The 17255-nt window shown below is 64.4% G+C and carries 16 protein-coding genes; 6 read left to right on the top strand and 10 right to left on the bottom strand.

Annotation, left to right across the window (positions count from 1 at the left end; translation table 11 throughout):
- Positions 1-21 precede the first annotated feature (21 nt).
- On the bottom strand, positions 22-1632 hold the full coding sequence (locus BLV07_RS02515; protein ID WP_091879175.1) for a phytoene desaturase family protein: 1611 nt from the start codon (positions 1630-1632) through the stop codon (positions 22-24).
- 288 nt (positions 1633-1920) lie between these two features.
- Between BLV07_RS02515 and BLV07_RS02510 the strand changes: the two genes are divergently transcribed.
- Positions 1921-4200, top strand: a complete 2280-nt coding sequence (locus BLV07_RS02510) for a fused MFS/spermidine synthase (RefSeq protein ID WP_091879173.1) — start codon at positions 1921-1923, stop codon at positions 4198-4200.
- 113 nt (positions 4201-4313) lie between these two features.
- Here BLV07_RS02510 and BLV07_RS02505 read toward each other — a convergent pair whose 3' ends face one another.
- Together BLV07_RS02505 and BLV07_RS02500 are read right to left on the bottom strand one after the other, a co-directional pair.
- Positions 4314-5249 carry a glycerophosphodiester phosphodiesterase gene (locus tag BLV07_RS02505; protein ID WP_244550946.1) on the bottom strand — a complete coding sequence of 312 codons (936 nt, stop codon included), beginning with the start codon at positions 5247-5249 and terminating at the stop codon, positions 4314-4316.
- 124 nt (positions 5250-5373) lie between these two features.
- A complete protein-coding gene (locus BLV07_RS02500; RefSeq protein WP_091879167.1) occupies positions 5374-6186 on the bottom strand; it encodes a L,D-transpeptidase in 813 nt (270 codons plus the stop codon).
- 280 nt (positions 6187-6466) lie between these two features.
- On the opposite strand from BLV07_RS02500, the gene BLV07_RS02490 reads away from it, so the two are divergent.
- Positions 6467-6793, top strand: a complete 327-nt coding sequence (locus BLV07_RS02490) for a hypothetical protein (RefSeq protein ID WP_091880306.1) — start codon at positions 6467-6469, stop codon at positions 6791-6793.
- Between the two features lie 106 nt (positions 6794-6899).
- Here the strand turns inward: BLV07_RS02490 and BLV07_RS02485 are convergent, their stop codons facing one another.
- Both BLV07_RS02485 and BLV07_RS02480 read right to left on the bottom strand, forming a co-directional pair.
- Positions 6900-7661, bottom strand: a complete 762-nt coding sequence (locus BLV07_RS02485; protein ID WP_091879164.1) for an ABC transporter permease — start codon at positions 7659-7661, stop codon at positions 6900-6902.
- Entirely contained in the window at positions 7658-8581 is a 924-nt protein-coding gene (locus tag BLV07_RS02480) for an ABC transporter ATP-binding protein (RefSeq protein ID WP_091879161.1), read from the bottom strand. Before BLV07_RS02480 ends, BLV07_RS02485 begins: the two co-directional genes overlap by 4 nt.
- 287 nt (positions 8582-8868) lie before the next feature.
- Between BLV07_RS02480 and BLV07_RS02475 the strand changes: the two genes are divergently transcribed.
- The gene (locus BLV07_RS02475; RefSeq protein WP_091879158.1) at positions 8869-9588 is read left to right on the top strand and encodes a hypothetical protein; all 720 of its coding nucleotides are present in this window, start codon (positions 8869-8871) and stop codon (positions 9586-9588) included.
- Between the two features lie 22 nt (positions 9589-9610).
- On the opposite strand, the gene BLV07_RS02470 is transcribed toward BLV07_RS02475, so the two are convergent.
- The gene (locus tag BLV07_RS02470; RefSeq protein ID WP_091879155.1) at positions 9611-10216 is read right to left on the bottom strand and encodes a TMEM175 family protein; all 606 of its coding nucleotides are present in this window, start codon (positions 10214-10216) and stop codon (positions 9611-9613) included.
- A gap of 14 nt (positions 10217-10230) precedes the next feature.
- Positions 10231-11082 (bottom strand): alpha/beta fold hydrolase, encoded by an 852-nt coding sequence (locus BLV07_RS02465; protein ID WP_091879153.1) that lies wholly within the window; start codon positions 11080-11082, stop codon positions 10231-10233.
- A gap of 129 nt (positions 11083-11211) precedes the next feature.
- Here BLV07_RS02465 and BLV07_RS02460 point away from each other — a divergent pair, with 129 nt between their 5' ends.
- Entirely contained in the window at positions 11212-11832 is a 621-nt protein-coding gene (locus BLV07_RS02460; protein WP_091879150.1) for a CGNR zinc finger domain-containing protein, read from the top strand.
- 27 nt (positions 11833-11859) lie between these two features.
- Here BLV07_RS02460 and BLV07_RS02455 read toward each other — a convergent pair whose 3' ends face one another.
- Positions 11860-13038, bottom strand: a complete 1179-nt coding sequence (locus BLV07_RS02455) for a cytochrome P450 (protein WP_091879147.1) — start codon at positions 13036-13038, stop codon at positions 11860-11862.
- A gap of 16 nt (positions 13039-13054) precedes the next feature.
- Positions 13055-14263 (bottom strand): ABC transporter substrate-binding protein, encoded by a 1209-nt coding sequence (locus tag BLV07_RS02450; protein WP_091879144.1) that lies wholly within the window; start codon positions 14261-14263, stop codon positions 13055-13057.
- A gap of 113 nt (positions 14264-14376) precedes the next feature.
- Here BLV07_RS02450 and BLV07_RS02445 point away from each other — a divergent pair, with 113 nt between their 5' ends.
- Positions 14377-14856 (top strand): MarR family winged helix-turn-helix transcriptional regulator, encoded by a 480-nt coding sequence (locus BLV07_RS02445; protein ID WP_091880303.1) that lies wholly within the window; start codon positions 14377-14379, stop codon positions 14854-14856.
- Between the two features lie 180 nt (positions 14857-15036).
- On the top strand, positions 15037-15972 hold the full coding sequence (locus BLV07_RS02440) for a LysM peptidoglycan-binding domain-containing protein (protein WP_176945296.1): 936 nt from the start codon (positions 15037-15039) through the stop codon (positions 15970-15972).
- Between the two features lie 195 nt (positions 15973-16167).
- On the opposite strand, the gene BLV07_RS02430 is transcribed toward BLV07_RS02440, so the two are convergent.
- The gene (locus BLV07_RS02430) at positions 16168-17241 is read right to left on the bottom strand and encodes a tartrate dehydrogenase (protein ID WP_091879138.1); all 1074 of its coding nucleotides are present in this window, start codon (positions 17239-17241) and stop codon (positions 16168-16170) included.
- Positions 17242-17255: the final 14 nt, after the last annotated feature.

The following is a 17255-nucleotide window of genomic DNA, read 5'->3' as shown; positions in this document are numbered from 1 at the left end:
GTCCACAGCTCATCCACAGACCTACCCACGGCTTCCGAACAGCGATCGGTGATCCCTCAGAATCGCCTGTGCGGCGTTGTGGCCCGGAGCACCGGTGACGCCGCCGCCGGGATGGGCGCCGGAGCCGCAATGGTAGAGGCCCTTCAGCGGGCCGCGATAGTCGGCATGGCCCAGCATCGGCCGCGCCGAGAACAGCTGGTTCAGCGTCAGCGCGCCGTGGAAGATATCTCCACCCAAAAGGCCGAACTGCCGTTCGAGATCCAGCGGTGAGAGGATCTGGCGGCCGAGCACGCTCGCCGCAAAGCCCGGGGCATATTTGTCCACCGTCGCGATCATGAGATCGGCGACCTCCTCGCGATGGTCGTCCCACGACTTTCCATCGGGAAGCTCTGGTGCGACATGCTGGCAGAACAAGCTCGCGACGTGTTTTCCTTCGGGCGCCAGCGTGTCGTCGAGCGTCGAGGGGATCAGCATTTCGACGACGGGCTCTCGGCTCCAGCCCTGCGCGCGCGCATCGAGATACGCGCGGTCCATGTAGCCGAGGCTCGGTGCCAGGATGATGCCCGAGGTGAGATGATCGCCTTCATCCGGTAGCGCCGTGAACGAGGGCAGGCGGTCCAGTGCCACGTTCATGCGGAAGGTGCCGGAGCCGTTCTTCCAGTGCCGGATGCGCGCGAGGAACTCGTGGGGCAGGGCGTCGGCCGCGATCAGCCGCGTATAGAGCAGCTTCGGATTGACGTTGGCTGCGACATATTTGGCGCGGATGGCCGTGCCGTTCTCCAGTACGACGCCGACCGCGCGGTCGCGCTCGACGATGATCTCGCGCACGCCCGCGTCGGTGTCGATCACGACGCCGCGGTGCTGCGCGGTGCGCGCCATGGCCTGCGTGATCGCGCCCATGCCGCCGATGGCGTGGCCCCAGACGCCCTTCTTGCCGTTCACCTCGCCGAAGGCGTGATGCAGCATCACATAGGCCGAACCCGCCGCGTAGGGGCTGGCATAGTTGCCGACGATGGCATCGAAGCCGAACAGCGCTTTTACGAGGTCGTGCTCGAAACGCTCGTCCAGCATCTCGCCGGCGGAGCGGGTGAAGAGGTCGAGCAGGCTGCGGCTCTGCTCCAGCGTGAGATCGCGCAGGATGTTGGCTGTCTTCAACGCATTCATGGCCTCACGGATCGCGCGCGTGCCAAAGCCGTCAACCAGGTTCGGCGGCGCGCGCAGCACGAATTGCCTGAGCACGTCGGCGATCTCTTCCAGCTCGCGCGTGAAACCGTCGAGCGCATCGGCGTCATGCGCGCTCAGCCGCGCGACGGAATCTTTCGTCCGCCCCTCGCCGGTGAGGAGATAGCTGCCGTCCGGCGCGGGCAGAAAATTCTGCGCGCGCCGTTCGACGATGCGCAGGCCTTGTTCCGCAAGATTCAAGTCGCGGATCACCTGCGGATTGAGCAGGCTCACGGTGTAGGCCGCGACCGAATTCCGGAATCCGGGGTGAAACTCCTCTGTGACCGCCGCCCCGCCGACCACCTTGCGGCGCTCGACCACGCGCACGCGCAGGCCCGCCATTGCGAGATAGGCTGCGCAGGTGAGGCCGTTATGGCCAGCGCCGATGATGACGACGTCGGTTTCGCTCATGAAGGGTTCAAATTTGTTCCATTGTCATTCCGGGATGGTCCGAAGGACCAGACCCGAAATCTCGAGATTCTCAGGTGCGCCGTGGCGCACCCCAGTTCGCCTCGTCGAGGCGCCCCGGAATGACATCTCTATATCAAGCATTCCTCGCATCACGCGACGCTTTATTGCCCGTTCAGGCGCCTTGTGCTCCATTGCGCCCGTCCGGCGCCCGCCGGGGGCATTGTCCGACGCGTTTTCTCGCGCGAACCGGTGCCCACTTCGCTGGAAAACGCTTTTGCCGGAGCTCCCATGGATTCGATCGTGCAACCCGCCGCCACGGAGCAATCGTCTGCCTCGCGCAACCGGCTGCTGCTGACGGTCTACACCGCCGCGATCTTCGTCAGTGCGCTCTTGCTGTTCTCGGTGCAGCCGCTGTTCACCAAGATGGTGCTGCCGCGGCTCGGCGGCTCGCCGGCGGTGTGGTCGGTGGCGATGGTATTCTTCCAGTCGCTGCTGCTCGCGGGTTACGCCTATGCGCATCTGTTGATGCAGGTCAAAAACCGCATCGTTCCGGTTGCAGTGCATCTGGTGCTGCTGGTTGCGGCCTTCGCGACGCTGCCGCTCGGAATCGCCTCCGCCTACGGCGAGCCGCCCGCTTCGGGCTATGCGGTCTGGCTGCTCGGCCTGTTCGTGGTCTCGATCGGATTGCCGTTCTTCGCGCTCGCCGCCAACAATCCGCTGTTGCAAGCCTGGTTCGTCCGCACCGGCCATCCCGCCGGGCACGATCCCTATTTCCTTTATGCCTCCTCCAACATCGGCAGCTTCCTCGCGCTGCTGTCCTATCCGTTCCTGCTGGAGCCGATGTTCACGCTGCACGCGCAGAACCGGTTCTGGACCGCCGGCTATGGCCTCTTGATCCTGCTGATCGCTGGCTGCGGCATGCTGCTGTTGCGCTCGCCGCAGCTGACGGCGGCGGATGCGCGAACGGAGGAGGTGAATGCGCCGGCGCCTGGTCTGGTGACGCGGCTGCGCTGGATCTTCCTGGCCGCGGTGCCGTCGGGCCTGCTCATCGCGGTGACCGCGCACATCTCCACCGACGTCGCGGCGGCGCCGCTTTTGTGGGTGCTGCCGCTGTCGCTGTATCTGCTCACCTGGGTCGTCGTGTTCCAGTCGCGTCCGCTGCTGCGGCACAAATGGATGCTGATGCTGCAGCCGGTCGCGATCGCGGGCGTGGTTGTCCTGCTGGCTTTCGGCGGGGAGCAGAATTTGCTGCTTACGCTCGGCGGTCATCAATTGTGTTTCTTCGTCATCGCCATGGCCTGCCACGGCGAACTGGCGCGGACGCGGCCGGCGGCCAAATATCTCACCGGCTTCTATGTCGCGCTGTCGTTCGGCGGCATGGTTGGCGGCCTGTTCGCAGGGCTCGTCGCGCCGTTCACCTTCTCGTGGATCGCCGAATATCCGATCCTGATTGCGCTTGCCGCGCTGTGCCGACCGCCTGCTAACGAGCGCCTCGCCGGCCTCGTTCGATGGTATTGGCTGGCGCTCGCCGCGCTCGCGGCGGCGCTCGTTGTGCCGTCCTATGCGACAGGCGGGCTCTCGATCTGGTTGGAGGACCACCGCGTCTGGGTGGCCGGCGCCGTCGGCGTGCTCGCCGCGCTGCTGGCGTTGACGTTCAACGCCGACCGCTGGAAGATTTTTGCGACCGTTGTACTCGCGCTGGCGTTGATCCGGGTTTATCCCGCGGACGAGGGGCGCGTCACCACGGTACGAAGCTTCTTCGGGGTGCACAAGATCGTGGAGACGCCCGGCGGCTATTTCCACGTACTGATGCACGGCACCACGATCCACGGCGCGGAGCGCTTCCGCAACAGTAACGGCACGCCGGTCACCGGTCGGCCCGAGCCGATCACCTACTATCACAAGGACGGCGGCATCGGTCAGGCCGTCAGCGCGATCCGCGAGCGCAAGGGCGCGCCGCTGAAGGTCGCCGCGATCGGTGTTGGCTCGGGCACGCTTGCCTGTGCTGCTGAGCGAGGGGAGAGTTGGAAATTCTTCGAGATCGACCAGTCCATGGTCGATGCGGCGCGTGACCCCAAAAATTTCCGCTACATCTCGAACTGCCTGCCGGATCTGAATCCGGTGATCGGCGATGCGCGGCTCACGTTTGCAAAGGAGCCCGACGGCGCCTACGACCTCATCATCGTCGATGCCTATTCGTCCGATGCGATCCCGATTCATCTTGCGACCAAGGAGGCGATGAAGATCTACAAGGACAAGCTCGCCCCGCACGGTGCCGTGGTGATGCACGTCTCCAACCGGCATCTCGATCTGGAGACCGTCGTGGTCGGCATTGCGGATGCCAACGATCTCACGAGCTGGGTCTTCAACGAGGATTCTGGGCGCGATTCCGATTACATCTTCTCGACCGACGTCGTCATCTCTGCGCGGGAGGAGGCCGACATCGGCAAGCTCGCCTCCTCGAAGTCATGGGAGCAGACCGAAGCTGACGACAGGGTGCGGGTCTGGAGCGACGACTATTCCAATATTCTGGGCGCGCTGTATCGGCGCTTAAGGGACGGGGAATAGGGACCTTTTCGTAGCCCGGATGGAGCGAAGCGCAATCCGGGGCCGCTTCGGCGTGACGGGGCACTGCTCCCGGATTGCGCTTCGCTCCATCCGGGCTACAAGGCGGGTCGGTTCTACGGCTCCACCGGCGTGCCCGCCGGCAGTGCAATTCCTTTCTCGGCGGCGATCTGCCGCAACAGGTCCGGCCTATCGGAGATGATGCCGTCGACGCCAAGCTCGATCATGCGCGCCATGTCTTCGGGCTTGTTGACCGTCCACACCACAACGCGCAGTCCAACTCCGCGGGCCTCCGAGATGAGCGCCGGGGTCACATCGCCAAAATATGGCGACCAGACCGCGCCGCCCGCGGCCTTGATCGTCCGCGGCAGCGAGCCGCCGTGATCGGCCGGATTGAAGCCCGCCGTCCAGTTGGTGGCTTTGTCGAGCGCCACCGTCTGGCCTGAGCCGCGCTGGAGCGTGAGGTACACCGTCGGTATCTTCGGTGCTTGCTGTTGCACGAGCTGCAACGTCCTCCAGTCGAACGACTGGATCATGACGCGGTCGGAAAATTTTTCGGCCTCGATCAGGCTGAGCAGTCTGGTGACGAAAGCCTGCGGGTCGAGAGATTGGTCCGGATGGTTCGGATCGATCTTGGTCTCGATGTTGAAGCGCACGCGGGTGTTGCCGGATTTGCGCACCAGTGCGAACAGCTCACTCAAGGTGGGAATGCGGGTCCCCGGCATCGCGCGCTGGTCAGGAAATTGTCTCGCGTAGGCGCTATCGGGCCGGATCCGGCCGACGTCATAGGTCCTGACCTCGTTGAGCCGCAGTTTCACGAACGGGGTGCCGGGCGCAGTGATGTAGGCCCCGTCGGGGCCGCGCGCGAGATCCGGATTGAGCCCGCGCTCATGCGAAACGACGACTTCGCCGTCCGCGGTCACACCGACGTCGAGCTCCAGCGTGTCCACGCCCATCGACAGCGCGTTGGCAAAGGCCGGCAGGGTGTTTTCCGGCAGCAGCGCCCGCCCGCCGCGATGCGCCTCGAGATCGAAGGCCAAATCCGATGCCATGGCCCCTCCCGCCATCAAAACCCAGAGCACAGCTAGTGCGGTCGTGGCACGTGTTGGCATGGTGCCTCGAATAGCAATCTATTGTTCGTGCCGACCGCCGAAGGCGGTGACGAAGACGGCTGCCTCAGTTCTGGTAGTAATAGCCGCGCGGCTGATAAACTTGCCGGGGCTGTGGCTGATAGTAGGAGCCCTGCTGGCCATAGCCCTGGTCGTAATAGGGGCGCGGCTGCTGCTGCTGATAGACCTGCGCGTCATACAGCGGGCGGCCGGCCGAGCGCGGCGCCGGATAGCGCGCGCCGGTGTCGCTGCCGTCAGCCGGATAGATGTAATTGTCGTCCTGCGGCATGTAGCGGCGGGCGGGCTGCGCCGGCGGCGCCAGGTTCACGGGATCGCCGGCGGCGCTGTACTGCTCCTCGGCCGGCTGCGGCGCGCGGGCAACTGCATTGGCGTTGCGGCCGCGCGGATTGCGCGCCAGCGCCACCTGCGCCGAGCCGGTCAGCGTCACCGTGGTGTTGAGCACGCCCTGCTGCTGCACCAGTGCATAGAGCGTCGAGGCATTCTGGCGCGACAGCCGCACGCAGCCATGCGATGCCGGCGAGCCGAGCCGGCCGACCGAGTCGGTGCCGTGGATGGCATGCCCGATCTTGGTGAAGAAGATTGCGTGCGGCATCGGCGCGTCGTCGAATTCCTTGGAGTAGTGATCCTCTTCCATGCGGAAGGCGCGGAACGCGCCGTTCGGTGTCTCGCGCGAGGGGATGCCGGTCGACACCGGCCAGTGATAGCGCGCGACGCCATCGACCGCGACGGTCATCTGCTGATTGTCCTTGTCGATGGTGATCTCGACCTTGGCCTGCGCGGCGCCCGCGCTCAAAAACATCAGGGAGGTGAAAGCAATCAAAAACGAACGCATCGGACTTCTGGCCTCCGGCCTGTTCATGCTAGGCGCCGCGGCTCTCCGTCCCCCGTCGTGCACTATGCCTGCAATCCGGCTTTCGTTCCAGCGGCCTAGCCGTCCATCGTTAACGCGATGCAGGGCGTAAGCAAGGCCGCTTTGTGCCGCGTGGCTCGCGGCGGCGCTGACATTTTCGCGAGCCGGACGTGCGTTCACAACACCGACAATTCGTCACAAAGGCGCAACCATTTGGCCGCTCGGTGCGTTGGTCATGGCCATCCTTCACAGGGCAGCGCTCGCTGCCATTCATCCTTTGGGATCGAAGATGAACAAAGCCCGTATCGCCGCCGCGCAATTGCCGGCCGGTTTGCCCATCCGCCTGCTGTTCGCAGCCGCCGCCATCCTGCTCGCGCTGTTGTCGCTACCGCAAGCCGGCCACGCCCAGGGCATCGTGCGCGGCGCCCAGGAAGGCTCTTATGAAGGTAACCGGATTGCCGGCCCCGTAGGCGGCGCGGTCGGCGGTGTCGTTGGTGCCGGTGTCGGCGGCGCTGTCGGTGCTGTCGAGGGCGTGCTCGGCATTCCCCACCGTCACTACCGCCACCGCTGCCACGGCTATTATGACGGTTACCACCGCTTCCATTGCTATCGGTGATGTCGTCGTAGCCCGGATGGAGCGCAGCGCAATCCGGGGCTGCTGTCGCATGAGGCTACGACGGTCCCGGATTACGCTGACGCTCCATCCGGGCTACGTATCTCCATCAATTCTTCAGCCGATACCCCGTGCGGAAAATCCACCAGATCACGACCAGGCAGGCCACCAGGAACGCCAGCGTCATGCCGATGCTGACGGACACGCTGACATCCGCGATCTCATAGAAGCTCCAGCGGAAGCCCGAGATCAGATAGACGACCGGGTTGAGCAGCGCCACCGTGCGCCAGCCGGCTGGCAGCATGTCGATGGAATAGAAGCTGCCGCCGAGGAAGGTCAGCGGCGTCACCACCAGCATCGGGATCATCTGCAGCTTCTCGAAGCCGTCGGCCCAGATGCCGATGATGAAGCCGAACAGGCTGAAGGTCACCGCCGTCAGCACCAGGAAGGCCAGCATCCAGACCGGATGATGGATGTGCAGCGGCACGAACAGCCCGGCGGTGGCGAGGATGATCAGGCCGAGGATGATCGACTTGGTCGCGGCCGCGCCGACATAGCCGAGCACGATCTCGAAATAGGAGATCGGCGCCGACAGGATCTCGTAGATCGTGCCGGTGAATTTCGGGAAGTAGATGCCGAACGAGGCATTCGCGATGCTCTGCGTCAGCACCGAGAGCATGATCAGGCCCGGCACGATGAAGGTGCCGTAGCTGACGCCCTCGACCTGGCTGATGCGCGAGCCGATCGCGGCGCCGAACACCACGAAATAGAGCGAGGTCGAGACCACAGGCGAGACGATGCTTTGCAGCAGCGTGCGCCAGGTGCGCGCCATTTCGAACAGATAGATGGCGCGGATGGCGCGGTGATTCATGACGTCCTCACGAGATCGACGAAGATGTCCTCGAGCGACGATTGCGTCGTGTCGAGATCGTTGAAGCGGATGCCGGCGGTGCGGAGGTCGCCGAGCAGGCTGGTGATGCCGGTGCGCTCGCCCTTGGTGTCGTAATCGTAGACCAGCGTCGCGCCGCTGTCGCAGAGGTCGAGCTTGTAGTGCTTGAGGCTGTCCGGGAGCGCATCGAGCTTGCCCTGCAGATGCAGCGTCAGCCGCTTCTTGCCGAGCTTCTGCATCAAGGTCGTCTTGTCCTCGACCAGCACGATCTCGCCCTTGTTGATGACGCCGATGCGATCGGCCATCTCCTCGGCTTCCTCGATGTAGTGCGTGGTGAGGATGATGGTGACGCCGGACTGCTGAAGGGTGCGCACCACCTCCCACATGCCCTTGCGCAGCTCGACGTCGACCCCGGCGGTCGGCTCGTCCAGGAACAGGATCTGCGGCTCGTGCGATAGTGCTTTTGCGATCATCACGCGGCGCTTCATGCCGCCGGACAGCGTGATGATCTTGTTGTCCTTCTTGTCCCAGAGCGAGAGGTCCTTCAGGACCTTCTCGATATGATCAGGATTCTTCGGCTTGCCGAACAGGCCGCGGGAGAAGCTCACCGTCGCCCACACGCTCTCGAAGGCGTCGGTGTGCAGCTCCTGCGGCACGAGGCCGATCAGCGAGCGCGCCTTGCGGTAGGAGGTCTGGATGTCTTCGCCGCCGACGAGGACGCGGCCCTCGCTCGGATTGGCGATGCCGCAGATGATGGAGATCAGTGTGGTCTTGCCCGCGCCGTTCGGCCCGAGCAGCGCAAAAATCTCGCCGCGCTTGATGTCGAGATTGACGTTCTTGAGCGCCTTGAAGTCGGACCCATAGGTCTTCGACAAATTGGCGACGGAAATGATGGAGGACATGATGGCCGCAAGGCTAGGGGCAAAAGCTGGGGGAGGGAGGCTGGAACCTGCCGCGAAGGCGGGTCAGCGGAGCCCTGAGATAGGAACGCCCTTGCCGGGCCGCAATTCCCCGGAGAAAAATGGTCTCAAAACCGGCCCTTCGGTGGCAGGTTTCAGGCAAGTGTTGCGCGATGGTCACGGCGTGCGGCTAAGATTGTCGCTCACGCGGCTCTTTGTTGCGTCTGCGAGCAGGCCGTGGCTACGATTCCGGCCAATCGCGAAGCGTATTGTCCCCAGGGAAAACATCGATGAGACCGAACGGCCGTCACACCGCCGGCGCCAGCCAGTTGTCCGCCCTCCGTGTGTGGGCGATGGCCCTGCTCCTGCTGTCAGTTGTTGCCATCAGCCCGACCGGTGCCAAGGCCGCGCCGAGCCAGGCCGCGACAGCGACCACGCATGTCTACCTGCTCCGGGGCGTGCTCAACATCTTCTCGCTTGGGCTCGACACGATCGGCGCCCGGCTCCAGGCGCAGGGCATCCCGGTGACCGTCGCCAATTTCGTCTCTTGGTCCTCGCTCGCCGATGAAGCCGCGACCGCCTACAAGGCCGGCCGCCTCAAGACCATCATCCTGGTCGGTCATTCCTCCGGCGCGACCGCGCTGCCGGACATGATCGCCAAGCTCAACCAGCTCGGCGTTCCCGTGAAGCTCGCGATCGGCCTCGACTCCGTGTTCAAGACCAAGCTGTCGACCGGCGCCGAGCGTTACATCAACATCTATATTGGCGATGGTCCCGGCGAGCCGGTGCGGGCTGCCGCTGGCCTGCGCGGCAAGCTCGACAATGTCGACGTACGCGGCACGGGCGTCGGCCATATCTCGATCGACAAGAACGAGGCGATCCAGCGTCGCGTCATCGCCGAGATCGACGCCGCGATCATGCGCTCGCGCGCCCCGGCAGCTCCAGTCGCGCAACCCGGCACACCCGGGCGGGCGCGCTCGGCGGCCGCAGCGGCTCCGGCGCGGAATTAGCGATTTCTGCCACGGTGCTGTCTCACTGGGACTTGTCCGGCGTGCCGTCCTCGGCACCCGGTGCCTCCGGTCTCAGATAGACGATCAGGCAGCAGCAACACATCGCAAGCCCGGCGACAGGGAAGCGCAAGGCGACCACGGCCGCGAGCGCGAAGACGCCGAGGGTCACGATCGAGCGGACGCGCATGATCTTGCGCTCCCGCGGCGCGACCTCGTTGTCCGGCGCTCGTCCGACGAGATCCCAGATCAGCGCGACATAGGTCGCGTTCACCAGGAAGAACACCGCGGCGTAGAACGCGACCGGCTGCGGTGCGAGCTCGCTCACCGCCATCCAGGCGGTGGAGAGCGGCAGCAGCGACACCGAGAACAGATGCGCGAAGTTGAACCACATCAGTCGCGGCGTCGCTTCGCTCGCATAGCGCATCAGATGGTGATGGTTGGCCCAGACGATCGCGATGAAGACGTAACTGACGGCATAAGAGAGCCACGTCGGCCACAGCGCCAGCAATGCCGCAAAGGTCGGGATTTCCGGCGGACGAAGCTCCAGCACGAGCACCGTAATCAGGACCGCGAACACGCCGTCCGAAAATGCGCTGAGCCGTTCCGGAGATCGTCTCGCATGGGCCATGGCGACAGCTTCCGTTATTTCAAGAACGCGCGAATGCTTTGCGCGATCTCCTTCGCATGGGTTTCCAGCGCAAAGTGACCGGTGTCGAAGAATTGCACCACTGCATTGGGATTGTCGCGCTTGAATGCCTCGGCGCCGGGCGGGATGAAGAACGGATCGTTCTTGCCCCAGGCCGCGAGGAACGGCGGCTTGTGAGTGCGGAAATAGCTTTGGAATGACGGATAGAGCGCGACGTTGCTCTTGTAGTCGCCGAACAGATCGAGCTGCACGTCGTCGGCGCCGGGGCGCGCGAGATAGAAATTGTCGAGGTTCTGGCCGTCCGGCGACACCACGGCCGGATCGGGAACGCCATGCGTGTACTGCCAGCGCGTGGCCTCCGGCGTGAGCAAGGCGCGCAGCGCCTCGCGATTGGACGGTGAAGGGTCTAGCCAATAGGCCTTGATCGGAGTCCAGCCTTCGCTGAGGCCCTCCTCATAGGCATTACCGTTCTGCGAAATGATGGCCGTGATCCGCTCGGGATGGCTGAGTGCCAGCCGAAAGCCCGTCGGCGCGCCATAGTCGAACACATAGATTGCGAAGCGATCGAAGCCGACCACTTCGGTGAAACGCTCGATCACGCGCGCGACGTTGTCGAACGTGTAGCGGAAGGTGTCGCGTGCGGGCATGTCGGACTGGCCGAAACCGGGAAGGTCCGGCGCCACGATGTGAAACCGGTCTGCAAGCTGCGGGATGAGGTCGCGGAACATGTGTCCCGCGCTAGGGAAGCCGTGCAGCAGGAGGAGCTTCGGCGCGCCGGCGGGGCCGGCCTCGCGATAGAACACCTTGAAGCCATCGACGTCTGCGGTGCGGTAGGTGGTCGGGGTCATGGCCGATCTCCATTGCTGGCATAACCAGATCAAGCGATACTTAGAGGTTATTAACCTGCGGCGTAACTTGTCAATAGCCGTTTTAGAGGTTACTTAAATCGCAGCTTTCGGACCGCACAGGGACCGCTCATGGACAGACCGCCCGCCATGTTCATCGCCGACTCGCTCGGCCTTGATTTCCTCAACTCGGTGGCGACACCGGTCGATACGCCGGTCGATTGGCTCGACGATGGCGAAGGTCTGGTCGACTGGCTGGCACAGGCGAAGCTGGTGCCGGCGGATGAGCTGCGCGCGCTGAAGGCGCGCGCGATGCCGGGCGAGCTCGACAAGGTCGCGGCTCAGGCCCGTGCCTTGCGTGAGTGGTTTCGCGGTTTCGTTCAGGCACACGCCGGCCGGCCGCTCACTGCGAAGGCGTTGCATGAGCTTGGCCCGCTGAACGGCGTCCTGGAGCGCGATGAGGCGTTCAGGCAGATCGTGCCGCGCAACGGTGAGCAGGGTGACGGTCTTGCGCTGCTCAGGTTGCGGCGCTGGCGATCACCCGAATCCCTGCTGCTGCCGATCGGGGAAGCGTTGGCGAAATTTGTCTGCGAGGAGGATTTTTCCGACGTGAAGGCATGCGAGGGTCATAACTGCACGATGCTGTTCGCCGACCATACCCGAAGGCGGGCGCGGCGATGGTGCACAATGGCGATCTGCGGCAATCGGGCCAAGCAGGCCGCACACCGCAGCCGGCTCAAGAGCCGGCAGTGACCGACCGCGGCGCTACATGCGACGCAGTCAGGCCGCCGCGACGCGAACCGGCATGCTGGCAAGGCCGCGCAGGGAATTGTTGAGCCTGCGCTTCGGCTCTGCCGTGAGCTCGATGGTCTTCACGCGCCTTGCGAGCTCGCTGAAGATCAATTCGCCTTCCAGACGCGCGATCATCTGGCCGACGCAGGCGTGAATGCCGGCGCCGAAGCCGACATGGCCGGTCGCGACCCGTTCGACGTCGAACCTATCAGGTCTGTCCCAGCGCGCGGGATCGTGGTTGGCGGAGGCCATGAACAGCAGCACCTTGCGATGCGCCGGGATCACGCCGCCGCCGATCTCGACGTCGCGCGAGGTGGTGCGAAAGAACGTCTGCACCGGTGTATCGTAACGCAGGCCTTCCTCGAAGGCATTGCGCGCCAGCTCCGGTCTGTGGTGAAGCTTGCGATATTCATCCGGATGGGTGGCGAGCGCGAGCAGGGTGTTGCCGATGCCGTTGACGGTGGTGTCGATCCCGGCAGTGAGGAACGGCCGCACCAGATGCGTCGCCTCATGCTCGGTGATCTCACCCTCGTCGGCTGCCTGGTAGATCATCATGCCGAGCCCGTCGGGCCGTAGCGCATCTCGCGCGCAACATTCCATGATCCAGCTCTGGGCCGCGAGACCTGCCTTGCGCGATCCGGCCAGCATCTCGTTGTCAGGGCCAAAGCTGTCGAACACGAACGTGCTCCAGGCCAGCAGCTTCTCACGGCCGTCCGGCCGGATGCCGATCGCATCCGGAAACACCTTCATCGGATAGGCTTCGGCGAGATCGGTAACGGCATCGAATGAGCCTCTGTCGATCAGCTCCGACACCTTCTTCTCCGCTTCCCGCTGAAACGTCTCGCGCAGCTTCCTTGCGACGCCGGGAGACAGCGTGCGGCCGAGAACCCGCCGGCCCTTGTCGTGATCGGGCGGATCGATCTGGAGCGTGAGCGGCTTTGGCAGCGCGGGGTTCATCCCGTGCAGCCCGACGCCCTCGCCACTGATGAACGTCTTCCAGTCCTTCAGGGCCGGCTCGACCTCGGCATAGCCTGCCATGGCCCATACGCCGTAGCGTTCCAGCGCGAACGCAGGCCCGAGCGCGCGCAGCGCCTCATAGGCAGGATAGGGGTCGATCAGGAAGTCAGGCGCAAACGGGTCAACCGGACTCGATGCAATGCCGCTCATGGTCAGCTCCCAACGGCTATTGTTTCGTCAGCCGGCACTGGCCTTCGCTCTCGGAGCGGAACGCGTCCTCACCCTTCACCGTGGCGACCACCTTCAACAGATCCCAGGCGGAGGTCGACTCGTCGGGAGCCTTGACCTGCAAAAGGTAGAGCGGATGGATCTTGCGTCCGTCCTTGCGGATGTAGCCCTTGCCGAACAGCGGGTCGTCGGTCGGCATCTGCTTCATCGCCGCCACCACCGCCTTGCCGTCCTTGGCGCCGCCGACCTTGTCGACTGCCTTGAGATAGTGAATGACCGAAGCATAGACGCCGGCCTGCATGTCGTTCGGATAGGCCTTCGAAGGAATGCGTTCGGCGAAACGTTTTGCGAAAGCACGCGTGCCGTCGTTCAGATCCCAGTAGAACGGGTTCATGATCTGCGCGCCCTGCGCAAATTTCAGTCCGAGTGCGGGCAGGCCGTTCATGCCGAGGATCAGTCCGGCCAGCTTGTGGTCCTTGGTCAGCCCGAATTCGGCGGCCTGCTTCATCGACGTGATGGTGTCGTCGCCGGCATTGGCAAAGCCGATGACGTTCGCGCCCGACGCCTGCGCCTGGAGCAGGAACGAGGCGTAGTCGGCCGTTCCCAGTGGATGCCGCACGCTGCCGAGCACCTCGCCACCGGATGCTTTCACGGCCTCCGCCGCCTGCTTCTCCAGGTCATGACCGAAGGCGTAGTCCGCGGTGATGAAGAACCACTTCTTGCCGCCCTGTTGCACGATCGCCTTGCCGAGGCCGCGCCCATAGGCGTAGGTGTCGTAGGTCCAGTGCACGGTGTTCGGCGTGCATTTCTCGCCGGTCAGGAGCACCGTTCCGGCCCCCGATCCGACGAAGACCTTGTTCTTCTCGGTGCTCATGCCGGCGACAGCGAGAGCGATCGACGAGTTCGGAATGTCGAAGATCGCGTCGACGCCATCGTTCTCGTACCAGCGCCTGGCGATGCCAATGCCGATGTCGGTCTTGTTCTGATGGTCGGCCGCGACGACCTCGACCGGCTTGCCGCCGGCCTTTCCGCCATAGTCCTCGACCGCCATCTTGGCGGCGATGACCGAGCCGATGCCCTGATAGCTCGCGAACGGACCCGATTGGTCGTTCAGGATGCCGATCTTCACGACATCCTGGGCGAACGCCGGTGCGGCCGTCAGCACCGCGGCCAACATGCATAATTTATGCAGGAATTTGCTGTTCATTGTCTCCCTCCCATGTGCGGTCTTGGTGCCGCTGAATAATAGTTATATTTTATAGCTATTTTTGAGAGTGTCAATTCGGCTGGCTTATGGCCGGCCGCGGTGGATTGAGGATCATGAGCTCGAAAGCGTTACGACCCGGAGCGAAGTCCGCTCAGCAATTGGAGACATCGCTGGATCTGCGCGCGCTTCAGCGGACGCCCGGCTTCATGCTGCGCCTTGCGCAGCTGAAATTCTTCGAAGGCTTCTACGAGGAGTTCGCCGCCTTGGGCCTGACGCCCGCGACCTATGCGATCTTCGCCGTCATTCGCGACAATCCTGGCGTTCCCCCCAGTAGCCTTGCCAGCGTGCTCCGCCTGCGCCTGCCGAACCTGATCAAGATCCTGAACGAGCTCGAATCGTCCGGCTTCATCAAGCGCAACCGCTCGAAGTCCGATCGCCGTGCCGTCGAACTGATGCTGACGCCAAAGGGCGCAAAGCTCATTGCCGAGGGGGCAAGGCTGACGCAGCCCTACAATGAAAGGATGCTGGCGCCGCTCAGCGAGGCCGAGCAGCGTACGCTGCTCGACTTGCTGAACCGGATTCTGCCGCTCTAGCCCCTCGCTGGGACAACCTGAGGCCGATCGTCGCAAAGCTGTCATCTCCCGCGAAGGCGCGGCAGCTCGACGGGTTTCGGAGGGGCTGCAGCCGGTTCCGTGCCCCAAAATCCACCCAATCGGTGGTCACTAAGCCCGCGGGGGAGGCCACTGCCTCCCCGTGGCGGGACTGCTGGACGGATGATTCATGTGAGGCGACTAGTCGTGCTGGCAGCGGTTGCGCTGCTCGCCTTGAGCAGCGGCATGGCCGCGGCCTCACCGGCCAAGTCCAAGACCACTGCGGCCGTCCCCGCCGCGCCGCCGCCACCGCCGTTCGAGCCATTGCCGCCGCCGAAGGTTTATCTGTTCCGCGGCGCCATGGGCCCGATCTTCTCGACCGGCATGGACCGGCTCGGCGAGAAGCTGACGCAGGCCGGCTTCTCCGCCGACGTCTACGAATTCACCCTGTGCCGGCTGATCGGCAACCGGGTCATCGCCAGCTACAAGGAGAAGGCGGCGCCGATCGTGCTGATCGGGCACTCCATGGGCGGGCTGTGCTCGATCGTCATCGCCGAGATGGCGGCCAAGGAGAACATCCCGATCAGCCTCGTCATCGCCATCGATCCCGCGCATGCGACCGGCGACGTGCCGCTCAATGTCGAGCGCTTCATCAACATCTTCCTGTCCGACAGCGTGCTCGGCGGCGGCGACGTCGTGGCCGTGCCCGGTTTTCGCGGTCATTATGCCAGCTATGATCTGAAGGAAAACGCGCGCGTCTCGCACATCAACATCGAGAAGTCCGACGACATCCATCGCCAGATCGTCGAGATGGTCACGAAGTTGCCGCGCATCCCACCGCAGACCCAGGCCGATGCCGTGCCGCTGCGCTATCTCGTGCCCGCCGATACGCTGGTTGAATTGTGGGACAGCGGCGTTCGGCTGCCGGTTCGTCGCGGCGACACCATGGAGAGCATCGCCGCCGCCAACCGCGTGCCGCTGTGGTCGCTCGCGCAGAGCAATTCGCTTGCAGAGGACGCGCAGCTCACGCCCGGCCAGACCATTATCGTCCCGCGCCATCTGACACCGCCAGAGCCGGCCGCAGCGATGGCGATGCCGCCGCCAGCCGGGCGGAGGTAGGGCTTCTAATCGTAGTCACGAAGGCGGTGCGCTCCCTTCCCCGCTTGCGGGGGAGGGTTGGGGAGAGGGTGTCTCCACAAGCGAGAACCCCCGAGAGGAGAGAGCCCTCACCCGCGCCTTCAGCGCGACCTCTCCCGCAAGCGGGAGAGGTGCAGGGAGCCAGCGGCAAGACTAGTCTCAATAGCGGCAACGACCTCACACATTCGACCCGTGAATCGCGTCGATCACGGCGTCGGTCACTTCCTTCGTCGTCGCCTTGCCGCCGACATCAGGCGTCAGGACGCCGGCGGCGCAGACGCGCTCGACGGCGGCCATCAGCCGCGAGGCCGCGTCCTTCTCGCCGAGATGCTCGAGCATCTGCGCACCGGTCCAGAACGTCGCGACCGGGTTGGCGATGCCTTTGCCGGTGATGTCGAAGGCCGAGCCGTGGATCGGCTCGAACATCGAGGGGAAGCGGCGCTGCGGATCGATGTTGCCGGTCGGCGCGACGCCGAGGCTTCCGGCGAGCGCGCCGGCGAGATCGGAGAGGATGTCGGCGTGCAGATTGGTCGCCACGATGGTGTCGAGGCTCTTCGGATGCAGCGTCATGCGCACCGTCATGGCGTCGACCAGCATCTTGTCCCAGCTGACGTCGGGAAAATCACCGGCGACCTCGGCCGCGATCTCGTCCCACATCACCATGCCATGGCGTTGCGCGTTCGACTTGGTCACGACCGTGAGCAGCTTGCGCGGACGCGACTGCGCGAGCTGGAAGGCATATCGCATGATGCGGGTGACGCCGACGCGGGTGAAGACCGCGACTTCGGTGCCGACTTCTTCCGGCAGGCCCTTGTGGGCGCGGCCGCCCATGCCGGCATATTCGCCTTCCGAATTCTCGCGCACGATCACCCAGTCGAGATCGCCGACGCCGACATTGCGCAGCGGCGAGGCGACGCCCGGCAAAATTTTGGTCGGCCGCACGTTGGCGTATTGGTCGAAGCCCTGGCAGATCGGCAGGCGCAGTCCCCACAGCGTGATGTGGTCGGGCACGTCGGGCGCACCGACCGCGCCGAAATAGATCGCGTCGAATTTCTTCAGCTCGGTGAGCCCATCGGCCGGCATCATCACGCCGTGCTTCTTGTAATAGTCCGAGCCCCAGTCGAACGTTTTGACGTTGAAGGCGAGGTCGCCGCTGCGTTTTGCCAGCGCCTCCAGCACGCGGATTCCCGCCGAGATGACCTCGGGACCGATCCCGTCGGCGGGAATGGCTGCGATCGAATGGGTGCGCATGAGAATGCTCCGTT

The sequence above is a fragment of the Bradyrhizobium sp. Rc2d genome, from assembly GCF_900099855.1.
GTDB lineage: Bacteria > Pseudomonadota > Alphaproteobacteria > Rhizobiales > Xanthobacteraceae > Bradyrhizobium.
Note: the sequence above shows the minus strand (reverse complement) of the source record. Positions and strands in the feature narration are given on the sequence as shown.